The 13016-nt window shown below is 46.5% G+C and carries 13 protein-coding genes; all 13 read left to right on the top strand.

The window, feature by feature from the left end:
* The gene (gene murD, locus H6626_09205) at window positions 1-1383 is read left to right on the top strand and encodes a UDP-N-acetylmuramoyl-L-alanine--D-glutamate ligase (protein ID USN46393.1); all 1383 of its coding nucleotides are present in this window, start codon (window positions 1-3) and stop codon (window positions 1381-1383) included.
* Window positions 1384-1385: 2 nt separating this feature from the next.
* Complete coding sequence (locus tag H6626_09200; protein USN46392.1) at window positions 1386-2291, top strand: FkbM family methyltransferase; 906 nt, start codon at window positions 1386-1388, stop codon at window positions 2289-2291.
* Between the two features lie 162 nt (window positions 2292-2453).
* Window positions 2454-3572 (top strand): putative lipid II flippase FtsW, encoded by a 1119-nt coding sequence (gene ftsW, locus H6626_09195; GenBank protein ID USN46391.1) that lies wholly within the window; start codon window positions 2454-2456, stop codon window positions 3570-3572.
* Between the two features lie 82 nt (window positions 3573-3654).
* A complete protein-coding gene (gene murG, locus H6626_09190) occupies window positions 3655-4755 on the top strand; it encodes an undecaprenyldiphospho-muramoylpentapeptide beta-N-acetylglucosaminyltransferase (GenBank protein USN46390.1) in 1101 nt (366 codons plus the stop codon).
* The gene (locus tag H6626_09185) at window positions 4742-6091 is read left to right on the top strand and encodes a UDP-N-acetylmuramate--L-alanine ligase (GenBank protein USN46389.1); all 1350 of its coding nucleotides are present in this window, start codon (window positions 4742-4744) and stop codon (window positions 6089-6091) included. Before murG ends, H6626_09185 begins: the two co-directional genes overlap by 14 nt.
* Window positions 6073-6966: a UDP-N-acetylmuramate dehydrogenase gene (murB, locus tag H6626_09180; GenBank protein USN46388.1), complete on the top strand. Its 894-nt coding sequence runs from the start codon at window positions 6073-6075 to the stop codon at window positions 6964-6966. The genes H6626_09185 and murB overlap by 19 nt, the downstream gene beginning before the upstream one ends.
* A gap of 304 nt (window positions 6967-7270) precedes the next feature.
* Complete coding sequence (locus H6626_09175) at window positions 7271-8281, top strand: hypothetical protein (GenBank protein ID USN46387.1); 1011 nt, start codon at window positions 7271-7273, stop codon at window positions 8279-8281.
* Between the two features lie 159 nt (window positions 8282-8440).
* Complete coding sequence (locus tag H6626_09170; protein ID USN46386.1) at window positions 8441-8791, top strand: alkylphosphonate utilization protein; 351 nt, start codon at window positions 8441-8443, stop codon at window positions 8789-8791.
* Window positions 8792-8831: 40 nt separating this feature from the next.
* Window positions 8832-9425 carry a class I SAM-dependent methyltransferase gene (locus tag H6626_09165; protein USN46385.1) on the top strand — a complete coding sequence of 198 codons (594 nt, stop codon included), beginning with the start codon at window positions 8832-8834 and terminating at the stop codon, window positions 9423-9425.
* A 138-nt stretch (window positions 9426-9563) separates the two neighbouring features.
* The gene (locus H6626_09160) at window positions 9564-10781 is read left to right on the top strand and encodes a hypothetical protein (GenBank protein USN46384.1); all 1218 of its coding nucleotides are present in this window, start codon (window positions 9564-9566) and stop codon (window positions 10779-10781) included.
* Window positions 10782-10792: 11 nt separating this feature from the next.
* Window positions 10793-11215 carry a thioredoxin TrxC gene (gene trxC / locus H6626_09155; protein ID USN46383.1) on the top strand — a complete coding sequence of 141 codons (423 nt, stop codon included), beginning with the start codon at window positions 10793-10795 and terminating at the stop codon, window positions 11213-11215.
* 118 nt (window positions 11216-11333) lie between these two features.
* Complete coding sequence (locus H6626_09150; GenBank protein USN46382.1) at window positions 11334-12245, top strand: D-alanine--D-alanine ligase; 912 nt, start codon at window positions 11334-11336, stop codon at window positions 12243-12245.
* Window positions 12229-12963, top strand: coding sequence for an FtsQ-type POTRA domain-containing protein (locus tag H6626_09145; protein USN46381.1), 735 nt, complete (start codon window positions 12229-12231; stop codon window positions 12961-12963). Before H6626_09150 ends, H6626_09145 begins: the two co-directional genes overlap by 17 nt.
* Window positions 12964-13016 lie beyond the last annotated feature (53 nt).

The raw sequence follows: 13016 nt of genomic DNA, 5'->3' as shown, positions 1-13016 counted from the left end.
ATGGAAGAAAGAATGAATGTAAAAGACAAAAAGATTTTGGTCGTAGGATTGGCCCGCACCGGTGTGGCCTTGTCAAAGTTTTTAGTGAGCCAAGGCGCTAACGTTACTGTCAGTGATCATAAATCAAAAGCCGAGCTCGCGGACTACCTTGAAATGATGGACGGCGTAGACGTTAAGTATGAGCTTGGTGGCCACACACCAAAAACGTTTTTACAACAAGACCTTGTTATTTTAAGTCCAGGCATATCACCGCAACTGAAGATTTTTGAATATGCTAGAAGCCAAGGTGTGAAAGTCACAGGTGAGTTCGAGTTTGCCTCGCAGTACATTGATAAGCCAATGATTGCAGTGACAGGTACAAATGGTAAGACCACCGTCAGCCACTTGATCAAAGCCTTTTTAGAAAATTCTGGTAAAAAGGTTTGGCTTGGTGGGAATACAAACGAACCCTTGTCGTCGTTTTTGATCAGCAATCAGGATGTAGACATTGTCATAGCTGAGGTTTCAAGTTTTCAATTGGAGCATGTTGAAAACTTTAACCCACGAAACATCGTGTTCACGAATTTAGCTGAAAACCATCTCGATCGTTATCGCAACATGGAAGAATACGTAAATGCAAAACGCCGTATCTTCTTAAACACAAACCAAGCCACTACCAGTATTCTGAATGCCGATGACAATGCTGTTGTTGAGTTGGCTCGTGATCCAGCCGTTCAAAGAGGACGAATTTTCTACTTTTCTAGAAAACCATCATTAGAGCCCCAGATTATGAATATCGGTGGTGCCGTAAACATCGGTGATAAAATTCATGTGAGAACGGGCCCTGAAATTGAGTATTTTGATGCCAACGAAATCCGTATGCGAGGCCATCACTCTGTTGAAAATATTATGGCCGCTCTGCTCACCGCTAGAGAGCATGGTGCGACTCATGATGCCATTCAAAAAACCATGGAAACATATCCAGGGCTTGCGCATCGCCTTGAGTATGTGCGCCGAGTTGGTGGTGTCGAATTTTTCAACGATTCCAAGGCAACAAACGTTCACGCTGTAAAGAGGGCCCTTGATGCGTTTGAGGAAAACGTGATTTTAATCATGGGTGGTAAAGACACAAACTTGAATTATAAATCATTAGCTGAGCCCATTCGCTACAAAGTGAAGAATTTAATTCTCGTTGGAGAAGCAAAAGAGCGAATCAATCGCGATGTGGGTGATTATAGCGAAACATTCCTTATTGGAACCTTTGAAGAGGCCGTATTGATCGCCTATCAAAAAAGTCGTATCGGTGACACCGTGTTGCTATCTCCTGGGGCGTCCAGTTTTGACATGTTTGATAGCTATGAAGAGCGTGGCAACTACTTCAAAGAGTTGGTAAATAAGTTTTAGTCATGAGCTTGAAGTCTTTGCTGCAACGTACACTTAAACAGCCCAGTTACTTACCGCGCAGGTTGTACTGGGAATTTTTGAGAAATGTTCCAGAAAGAATACTTCAGCGGCGAACCACCCATGGAAAAATGGCTTTTAGTTCTCGTGACGAAGCCATCGGAAAATACCTTTACCTGCAAGGACAATTTGATTGGGATTCTACGCAAAAAGCCATTTCCCTTTTGCAAAAATTAGGTCACCTGAAGCCAGCGCAAAACGCTCTGTTGCTTGATGTGGGTGCTAATATTGGCACGGTATGTATTCCGCTGGTCCTACAAAACGTATTTACTAAGGCGTGGGCCATTGAGCCTGCGCCCACAAATTTAACTTTGCTAAGAAAGAACATCGAAATGAATGATCTTTCAGAGCGGCTCACAGTAAAACCCGTTGCTTTGTCATCTGTGAACGGAACGACAGAATTATTTTTGTGCGAAGGAAATCCAGGCGATCATCGGCTGGCAGCAGAGGGAAAAGATGGCGTTTTAATGTCAGGTGAAGAGACGCGCCCAGCTGTGACCGTGGAAATGAAAAAACTCGATGACGTATTTAATGAGGCTGGCTTGTCAGGTGCCAACGTCAGTTTGGCATGGATCGATATTCAAGGGCATGAGCCCAGTATGATAGCGGGGGCCACAGAGCTGCTAAAGCATCATGTCCCTTTGGTCATGGAGTTCTGGCCAGATCGACTTCGCCAACATTCAAAAGCTGTGCTGGATGAGTTTTTTGCCAGTCTTGAGGCGCACTACACGTCTTATTTCGATTTGCGCGAAAGCCATCCGACATCAACACCTCTTTCTGAGTTAAAGAAACTAATGGCTGGTGAGCATGGGCCAACGGGAAGCTTCTTTACCGATTTAGTGATCGTTTAAGGATTTCGTTTCAATCAGAATTTTTCGAAAAAATGGCAGTGGGGGTCTAATTTATGGGCGACTTTGGACAAAGGTAACCCCTTTGGATTGCGTATTGGGGATGCGTAAAGGTATCCTATACGGGATCGACCTTGTGTCGCATCGGGGGAGTCAGTTTCTATTATGAAGTTGCAGCTTGATCGCGGTGTGCTTTTTGTTGTCTTATTTCTTTTGGGCTTAGGTCTAGTACAGGTTTATTCGTCGAGCTTTATATTTGCCATAGAGTCCTACGGTGACGGGCATTATTTTTTTAAACGGCAATTGGTCTTTTCCGCACTAGGATTTGCCGGAATGTTGGCCTTTGCAAATGCTCCCTGGCGCTTTGTTGAGAGGTGGGGTGTGCTGTTGTGGGTGATCGCCGGTCTAGGAATTGCTGCCACTTTTGTGCCGGGCTTGGGGATTAAGGCTGGAGGTGCAATGCGATGGTTAAAACTGCCTCTAGGTCAGCGGTTTGAACCTGGTGAGTTATTGAAGATCAGTTTGCCCATAGTCATGGCTGTTATCATTGCTCGAGGATATCAAGTGTCGTGGCGAAGGTGGGCGATCAGGGCATTGATTGTGTTGACTCCGCTTGCGATGTTGTTGCGGCAACCCGATTTTGGAACCTTTGCCATTTGTGCTATGGTGTCTTTCTTTGTGTTGTTTGCCTATGGTCTTAAGTGGCGTTACATATTGGCAGCTTTGGTGGCGGCCGTCCCAGCCTTTTATTTTCTTGTCTTGAATGTTCCCTATCGCTATGCCCGAATAAAATCTTTTATTGATCCTTGGGCCGACCCAGAGGCAAAAGGTTTTCAGGCCATTCAAAGTATGCTTAGTTTTTCTTCTGGTGGCCTTTGGGGAGTGGGGCTTGGACAGGGACAGGGAAAGTTATTCTTTCTTCCTGAGGCGCACAATGATTTTACATTTGCGGTTTTGGGCGAGGAGATGGGTTTTCTGGGTGTGGTGTTTGTCTTGTTGCTGTATGGATTTTTGATCTTTCGAGGACTGCAAATCACAGTGCGTGGTCACTCTCGGTTCGACCAGGCTCTGGCACTGGGCCTCACCTTAACTTTGGGAGTGACAGTGTTTGTCAATGTGGGTGTGGTTATGGGTCTTTTGCCTCCCAAGGGGCTGTCTTTGCCCTTTCTCAGCTATGGAGGAAGCTCGCTAGTTTCCACTTGCCTTGCTCTGGGTCTGCTTTTAAACATTGAGAGGCAGACAAGAGCTAAGCCGAAAAAGTCCTTTTCAGGACTGAAGATATAATTCAAAATGGTTGGCTTGCTGCGTTGGCGGCCACTGAAATCTGGAAATGGGGCTCCAATATAACAAGAGAGCGAGTTGAATTTTGAACAAGACAGGGTTTCTTGCTGGTGGTGGTACCGGCGGCCATATCTATCCAGCGTTGGCCATGGCACAAGCTTTCAAATCTGTAGACAGCGACTTGTCCATTCATTTCGTGGGTTCAAAAAAAGGTTTAGAATCAAAGATAGTTCCCAAAGAAGGTTATCCATTGCATATGGTTTCAGTGGGAAGGCTCAACAGTAATGTGTCTGTATTTGAGCGTGGGCTCACTGTTTTAGCATTGCCATTGGCGTTTATGCAAAGTGTGTATTTGTTGCTGCGGTATCGACCCAAATTTGTTTTAGGTGTGGGCGGGTATGCTTCGGCTCCCGTGCTGTTGCTGGCCTCTTTTTTTAGAATTAAAACTTTTATTTGGGAGCCAAACGCAATTCCGGGATTGGCTAATCGATGGTTGTCTCGTTTTGTCGATGAAGCCTTTGTGGTGTTTCCTGAAGCCAAGCCGCGCATGAAGGCCAAAAAGTATCAACAAGTGGGTATGCCAGTTCGAGGCAAATTTGACAATTTTATGGCCGAGCCGGCGCCCTCAGGAAATCAATTTCGAATTTTAGTGTTCGGTGGCAGTCAAGGGGCTCGCGGCATCAATGAGGCTCTCTCTGAAGCCATTGCCGAGGACAGCAGTTGGTTGCAGGGGATAGAAATTGTTCATCAAACGGGACCAGTGGATTTTCCGAGGGTATCAGCCGTCTATGAAAAACTTCATGAACTGGGACTTGCGGACAAAGTTCATGTTTTCGAATATTTGCATGACATGGACAAACGATTGGCCTGGGCGGATTTGGTTATTTGTCGATCCGGTACGGGAACTTTGTCAGAGCTGGCGGCCACCGGTCGGCCGTCGGTTTTGGTGCCCTTCCCCTATGCGGCGGACAATCACCAGCAAAAAAATGCAGAAGTGCTAGTGAATGCCGGTGCGGCGAAGATGTTACTACAAAAAGATCTCAGTGCCGATTCTTTGAAGCAAGCCATTCTTGATTTAAAAGCAGACGAACCCGGGCGATTAGCAATGGCAAAAAAGGTGAAATCCTTTTACCAACCAGGTGCTGCAAGAAAAATTGTGGAGCATATTTTTGATGAAATTAGCTAGTGCGAAGGTCCATTTTATTGGTGTCGGCGGGATCGGCATGTGTGGATTGGCCGAGCTTCTAAGCAACATGGGGGCGCAAGTTACGGGCAGTGATGTGAGTGATGGCGCCAACACTCAACGCCTTCGAGAAATTGGCGTGAATGTGGTGATTGGACATTCCTCAGAGAACATAGGCGACGCTGAAGTAGTGGTTTATTCTAGCGCTGTAAAACCTAGTAATATTGAGTTTCAAGCGGCACGACTAAAAAAGGTACCACTTATTCCGCGAGCAGAAGCCCTTGCAGAAATTATGCGATTAAAACGTGGGTTGGCGGTTGCCGGAACGCACGGAAAAACTACCACAACCAGTCTTGCGGCTTCAGTTTTTCTTGCCGGTCATTTAGATCCGACAATAGTCGTGGGTGGCCGGCTTGATATTATAAAATCCACGGCCCAACTGGGGGGCGGAGAGTGGATTGTGGCCGAGGCCGATGAAAGTGACGGCAGTTTTACTCGGCTGTCGCCCGAAGTGGTGATTGTAACAAACATTGATAATGATCATTTAGATCACTACGGTGATTTCCTTCAACTGCAAAAAGCCTTTCTTGAATTCGCATCAAGGGTGCCTTTTTACGGTCTAGCGATTGTGTGTGGCGATGACCCCATAGTGAGAAAAGTATTTTCAGAGTATTCAAAACGAGTGATCTTTTACGGCTACAACGTTGAAAATGATGTGATCTTAAACGCCGTGGGTGACGGTAGATATCAAGTCATGGTGGACGGTCAGCGGGTTGCAGATTTTGTCATGCCCATGCCTGGTCGCCACAATGCTCTCAACGCTCTGGCGGCGATGTTGGCCGGACGAGAAGCTGGCGTGAGTTGGGAACAAGCAAAGCTTGGTGTTGAAACCTTCAAAGGGGTCGATCGAAGATTCCAACATAAAGGATGTGTGGGTGGCGTGGACTACTATGATGACTATGGTCACCACCCCACGGAAGTTCGAGCGGTATTGACCGCCGCCCGCGAGAAATATCCGGACCGTCGAATTGTAGTGCTATTTCAACCACACCGTTATTCGCGAACCGCCGCCTGTTGGACAGAGTTTACTGAGTGTTTTGATTCGGCTGATAAATTATTTTTACTCGATATTTATCCAGCGGGTGAAAATCCAATTGAGAACATAACGGCTGAAAAATTGTGTGCTGAAGTCAAGGACTGCGCTTGTGAACATGTGGGCACCTTAGAGGCCGCAGGCGAGCAACTCGTGTCTGAGTTGAGGGCTGGAGATGTGTTCTTAACTCTGGGTGCAGGCAATGTATGGAAAGTTGGGGAGCGTTTGTGCCAAGCTCAACAATAGAACAAAATTATCCCTTAAAAGAGAACACCTGGTGGAAGGTGGGTGGTCCCGCGGAGTTTTACACAGAGCCCTCCACTTTAGAAGATGTCGAAGCGGCTTTGGCGTGGGCCAAGGAAAAGGGTTTAGCTGTGACCATTCTGGGCGGAGGTACCAATGTATTAATCTCTGATGAGGGTGTGAAGGGTTTAGTTCTCAGTACAAAAAAGTTTCGAGGCTATGAGGTCAATGAGTCAGATGACGAAATCGAAATGGTGTGTTGGGCGGGTACACCAAAAAGTGATTTGTTGAAAGTGTTTTTGCAAAAGCAATTGAGCCCGGCGGTGTTCTTAACCGGACTGCCCGGAGACGTGGCCGGCGGAGTTGTGATGAACGCTGGCGTTGGTGAAGAGAAAACTCCGCGCGAGTTTTGTGAAATAGTGAAGTGGGTAGAGGTCTATGACTATGCAGCCAGTTCTCCCGTTATTCGGCGAGTCTCAACAAAAGATATCAGTTGGGAGTATCGACACAGCTCTGGGTGGCAGCCAGGGTTTATTACGAAAGTCAGTGTGGCTTGGCCCAATCAGCCTGATCCTGAAGTGATGAGTGAAGTGCGAAAAAAAAATAAACACCGATTGTCGACTCAACCCATTCATCAACCCAGCGGCGGGTCCACATTCAGAAACCCACCAGGTCACAAAGCCGCAAAACTCATCGATGATTGCGGCCTAAAGGGATTTCATATTGGCGGTGCCATGGTGTCAGAAAAGCACGCCAACTTCATAGTAAACACAGGATCCGCCACCGCCAATGACATAAAAAAAGTCATCGATCACGTACAAAAAGTAGTCCAAGAAAAAACCGGCGTCACCCTAACCCCCGAAGTCATCACCCTCTAGAAAGGTATCCCTTTCCTTTTTGCGTTGCAGTCGGTCATCTAGAAAGGTATCCCTTTCCTTTTTGCGTTGCAGTCGGTCATCGGAGAGAAGTGCTCCTTTATTTCTGACGTTGCACCTTGCCGTTGACGGGGCCAAGTATTCTCAGACGAAGCATCATCGCTTTCTCGAGGGGCGTGGTCAGAAAAAAGTGTATGGATTGATGTACGATTTTTATACACTGACTAAGTATTCGACGATGAAAACTGGTATTAGTTTGTAGGCGAGGCATATAAATTGCAATTCTTGGTTAGTGGAGGATGTTGCTATGAGGGAGAATAGGATCAAATTAGAGGAGCTAAAAAAGGCCCACAGTCGCTTTTGGAAAGCTGGCGCGATTAGGAAAGCTAATTCTAAAGGAATGAGCATCGTTGAGCTACTGGTAGTGATTGGGGTAATGACTATCGTTATCTCTGGCACTTCCCTGTTAATTTTAAACACTCAAAAATCCGTAAATTTTTTGAATTCGAAATTCGATCAACTTTCCACAATGGCAGATATATCTGCGCGACTGAAAGATTCAGCACAATGTAGCAGCGTATTCTCCGGAACCCAGCTCACCAATTTATCAAATACGGCGGATGACGCCCAATTAGAGACAGTCAGTATCCAAGGCAAAGTCTTAGGAGGCATAGCTTTAGATAATTTTATTTCAGGTGGAATAAAAATCAGTGGCATTGATTTAAAACTGGTGTCATCGGCCCCTCCGGAACTCACCCATAGGGCTTTTTTTTATTTTCACAGAAAAGATGGACGAGATGTCACGCCTCCGCTGGCGGCCAAATATTTGATAGTCAAATCACAGGTTGACGGTGCCAACACAATAACCAGTTGCGTTGGTTTGGGGGGCGAGTTAGATGCGGGCGATGGGAATGGCGTTGGCCCTTTTGGCGGAGGGAGCTACAATGGTTTAGTGACCAGCGTGCGGCAGGCGCAGGGTGATTTACAGCCTGTTGGCTCTGTGCATGGATTTGTAGTTGAAGCCAAGATTGAAAACGGACTGCCCCATGTTCGTTATCGCCAACAGTTTAATATGCCATTTTCGGATTGGGAGCAGACCGATTTGAAAAATATTGGACCCACAATGGGGCATATCTATCATATTGCCATTAGAGTGACTGTAGCTGGTTTGATGGTCCGGGGGCCAACGTTTATGCCGAATTGCGGTCACTACTCTGTATTCCAGACCTTCTCGCCATGGGGCACAAGCATACCGTTGCCAGCCTATTCCAGTGTGACTCAAGGATTTGGTTCGATAGAATGCTCCGGCGGGCAGTAAAGGGACGCCTTTTTCAAAGGCGAGCCGCTGATCAAGTAGTAAATGAACATCGCCAGATTTAAGGATATGAGTTTTCAGTATTGACCGAAGCGACAGTCCTTCATAGAGAGTGTTCATCATCGACCACCCGCAACGCAAAAAGGAAAGGGATACCTTTATATGTTTACTCATTGCCCCCAATGCCAATCAGAGAACATTTATGAAGACGGAGCCGTTTGGATTTGCCCGGAGTGTGGCCATGAGTGGACGGAGTCAGATGTTGTGGCTAAGAGCGAAATTGAATCTCCTGACGAGTCCATTCGTGATGCCAACGGAAATATCTTAGCCGATGGCGATACGGTCACTGTAATCAAAGATTTAAAAATCAAAGGCTCATCAAATACAGTAAAAAGCGGTACAAAAGTGCGCAATATTCGCCTGCAAGATGCCGGCGATGGGCATGATATTAGCTGTAAGATTGATGGGATTGGTGCGATAAATTTGAAATCCGAATTTGTACGAAAAGTCTAAATGCGAAATTTTCGTGAACCAAATGATTTGAGGGAAACCCATGACACATTTTAATGATCAAGCGGCCCAGTGGGACAGTGACGACAAGATCAAGATGATGATGGGTTTGGCAGAGAAAACCAAAGAAATTCTGAACCTATCAGCGCCCCTTGAGATTATGGACTTCGGCTGTGGTACGGGTTTATTTGGATTAGAATTTGCGGATTATGCAAGCGGCCTTTTGGGTGTTGATACATCTGCTGGCATGCTTGAGGTGTTCAATCAAAAAACCAATGGGGTTGAAAAGATAAGCTCCATGCTGATAGATCTTGAGCACGAGGACCTGCCAAAAAAATTCGATCTGATTGTGAGTTCAATGGCCTTTCACCATCTCGCAGCGCCCGATCAAATGTTAATGAAAATGAAACAAATGCTAAACCCCGGCGGCAGAATGGCCATAGTGGATTTAGATGAAGAAGATGGAACATTTCACCCAGACAATCGAGCCATGGGAGTGAAGCATCACGGCTTTTCGCGTCAAGGAATTGAAGGTTGGTCTAAAGAATTGGGCCTTGGGCTTCAGTATCACATCGTAAATGAAATCCATAAAAACGATAAAAAATACCACCAATTCCTCGCTGTATTTTCCATTTAGGAGTTTTGACGACTTGCCTGCGTGGAGTCTGAGCCACTGACGACCCGCAGTGCAAAAAGGAAAGGGATACCTTTCTGCCTTTGTCCGTGACGAAAGCCTTCAGCAAAAGGTAAGGGATAGGTTTGTTAGGGGGGATTCATGCAAATAGTTATCTGTATTCTTGCTTCTATTGTTGCGGGTTTTTCGGTTTTGATGCCTGTGCGGGGATGGTCTGAGGCCAATTTAAGTTGGAATCTAAACGATGTGACATTTTTGTTTAATATTCCTGGAAAAGAGGCCAATGACTTGAGTCAGTTGTTGGCTCCCACAGCGATGGGACCCAAGGGCGTGCTGTTGCCCAAATCTATATATGAACAGGTGCCTCCTCTTGTGGCTGCGGGGGCGGGAAACGAAACATACTACAATAAAAATCTTCGAGTGGTTGCGGTGAGGTTTGACCCCTGTGCCTCAGATCAGTGTGAACCTGAATTTCGAATGGTGTGGCAACCCATTGAAAAGAACGTAAAAACAGGGGAGTGGGAAGCTCTGGATGCCGCCGTCCATTCATTTTATAGGCTGTCAGAGATTCAACGGGAGGCCGTAAGCCATCGACTGTGGAGTTTAAAAATAGAGTCAGAATCTTGGGGTGTGACCACCACAGGGGTTCCCCTGAACATACACCCGGCGCTGATGAATTTGAACTATGCCGACCAATTCAATCAAAAACTTTTGCAGATGCTTGTTGAGTTTTGTGGGGAGGAAAATCTCTATCAGTTGACGTTTATGGAGTTATTGGTGCCTAGTCGATGGTGGCGCTTTGGTGGTTTTAAGAAAAACAATCAGAAGCAGTGGCAGGCCTTTGAGGTTCCGAGAATTGGGGCGCTAACTGAAGATATTTTTAATACAGGTTTTGAGGAAGGATCGAGCTATCAAGTACCAGGCAAGGCCATGGACGCCGTTTTTAATGTTTTACCCGATGACTATCCCGAAGAAGACATTATCTATCCGATAATCAATCGAGGCGATCGCAAAAACAATGAAAGCGATGAGCCTATTTTTAAAGAACTGTTTCGCCCCATAGAACGTTTTAGAAACCCAAAATTCACAAACTCCAACAATTTGGATTGTGCCAGCTGCCATTATGCAGACGCAGCCCGCTTTTTTTCAGAGCAGCGGTTTCCAAGGTTAAAGAATTTTCAAGTGGCTGAGGCCTTTGAAAACCCAAACCCACAGGATTTTGATCTTACAAACACGACGATTGCCAAAGAAGCCACTCGCATAGTAAGGGCATTGGGGTATTTTGTGGATCAGCCGGCCATCAATCAACGAACGATTAACGAGTCGGCGGTATCGGCAAGTTGGTTAAATAACAACTAACAGGAGCTTTCATGTCCCACACCTACACAGTTTGCAAAAGTTGTCGCGGACTCAACAAAGTGGATTCTGAAAAGGCTTTAAAGGCTGAGGCCATTTGTGGAAAGTGCGGGCAGCCACTTGGTTTTCACGGTTTGGTTTCTTCTGTGACCGGAGCCGAGCTTATGCGAATTGTTAAAAAAGCGGATCAACCGGTGATTGTTGATTTTTGGGCGGCTTGGTGTGGACCGTGCAAGATGTATGGTCCCATCTTCGAAGAGGCCTCTAAAAAGTACAAGAATGCCACTTTCTTGAAAGTCGATACCGAAGCGGACCCAGGGATTAGTGGTCAACTTGGTATTCGTGGCATTCCCACCACAATTGTTTTTAAAAATGGTCAAGAAGCGAAACGCCAGTCAGGAGCTCTACCTCTTGAAATGATCGGCTCTCTTCTTTAAGGGGCTTTCCAGGTCTGTTTATCCATTCAGATGAGTGAGGACGCCGACGCTCCGGGTTGCAATTAGAACTTGGTACCTAAAACAGCGGGATCGCGATACCTTTTTTACTATGAAGCGAGTGGGATTAGTTCAAGGTGGCTTGGGCGCAGAAAAAGAAGTCAGTCGAAACACGGGGCAGGCCTTTGCCAAGGCTTTAGACCAGTTGGGCTATGAATATGTAGTCATTGAAGCGGATGCCGATTTGCCTCAGAAGTTAGCATCGGCCCAAATAGATGTGGCTCTTTTGGCGTTGCATGGAAAGTATGCTGAAGATGGCACGGTTCAAGGTCTTTGCGAATATTTAAAAATTCCCTACTCCGGAAGCGGCGTATTGGCATCGGCTGTCTGTATGGATAAGGCCTTTTGCAAAGAGGTTTTGCGAGCCAACGGTGTACCCACAGCCGCCTACCAAGTGATCGACTTACATCACCAGAGCCCCAATGATTTTTCGTTAACTCTCCACCCTAAATTTGTAGTGAAGCCAGCACGTGAAGGGTCTAGTGTGGGCATCAGTATTGTGGACAAGTCTGAGGATTTTGTGGCGGCAGTAAACGTTGCGGGAAAATACGATCACATAGTACTTGTAGAGGATTATGTGCCAGGTCTTGAAGTGACCGTCCCGGTTTTGGGAGATCGCGCTCTAACGGCCATAGAGATTGCACCAAAAGTGGATTTTTACTCTTATGAGAACAAGTACACGGCTGGCAAAACGGAATACCATCTGCCCGCTCGATTGAACTCTGATGTGATGGCAAAGTGTCAAGAAATAGCGCTGCAGGCGTGTAGAGTCTGTCGGGTTCGAAGTTATGCCCGAGTGGATTTTCGCGTGACCAGTGCCGGTGAGGCCTACGTAATGGAGCTTAATACGTTGCCGGGTTTTACAGCCACGTCGTTGTTTCCGAAATCGGCCGCCCATGAGGGCATCGAGTTTAAAGACCTGGTCGACAAACTTTTAAATATGGCGAGCTTAGATTATGCGGGTTTGGTTTAAAATCGTTTTTGCCTTTTTGGTGATCGTGGGGGGAGCTTGGGGCGCCCGCTTGTTGATTGCGCAAAACTTTATGCCCGTTCGAAACGTTCAGATAGTTGCAGGTAGTGAGGCTGAGCCACTTTTGTTTACTCGCATCGAAAAAGGACTTCGACCCAAGCTCGATTCGTTGCAGGGAAAATCCATTTGGGCCATTTCATTGGACGAAATCATGACGCTGACACTGGCTGATCGTCGTGTTAAGTCCGTCGAAGTGCAACGGCAATTGCCGGGGCAATTAAAGGTAGTGGTAACTCCTCATGAGCCGCAGTTGCTATTGGTTAAAAACGGAGGTTACTTTTTGCCAGTGGCTCGAGACGCTAGCCTACTTCCAGAACTCAAGGGTGTTTCTATACCGGATCTACCTTTGCTAAGAGGAAGTGAGTTTTTGTTAAATACAGAGTTGCGCCAACAAGCATTGAAGTTGTTAGAGAGCTTGCCCCATGAAGGTTTGTTCACTTCGGAACAGGTGTCAGAGTTGAGTTACTCTGAAGACAAAGGCTTCTATATTACGCTCGTTCAATCGGGTGCCGAAGTGCGGTTGGGTAAAGACCGCTTTGACTATCGGGCCGGATTAGTGACACGAGTGCTCGAGTATCTGAAAAAAGAGCGTTTGCATGCGCGCGTCATTGATGCTCGGTTATCAAAAAAAGTTGTTGTCAAGCTGCGTAACCAGACCTAGGCTTAAATAAGGGTATATCTATATGGCCCTTAGTTGGGCCCCAGAGAACCCGC

Source organism: Pseudobdellovibrionaceae bacterium (assembly GCA_023898385.1).
Classification (GTDB): domain Bacteria; phylum Bdellovibrionota; class Bdellovibrionia; order Bdellovibrionales; family UBA1609.
Note: the sequence above shows the minus strand (reverse complement) of the source record. Positions and strands in the feature narration are given on the sequence as shown.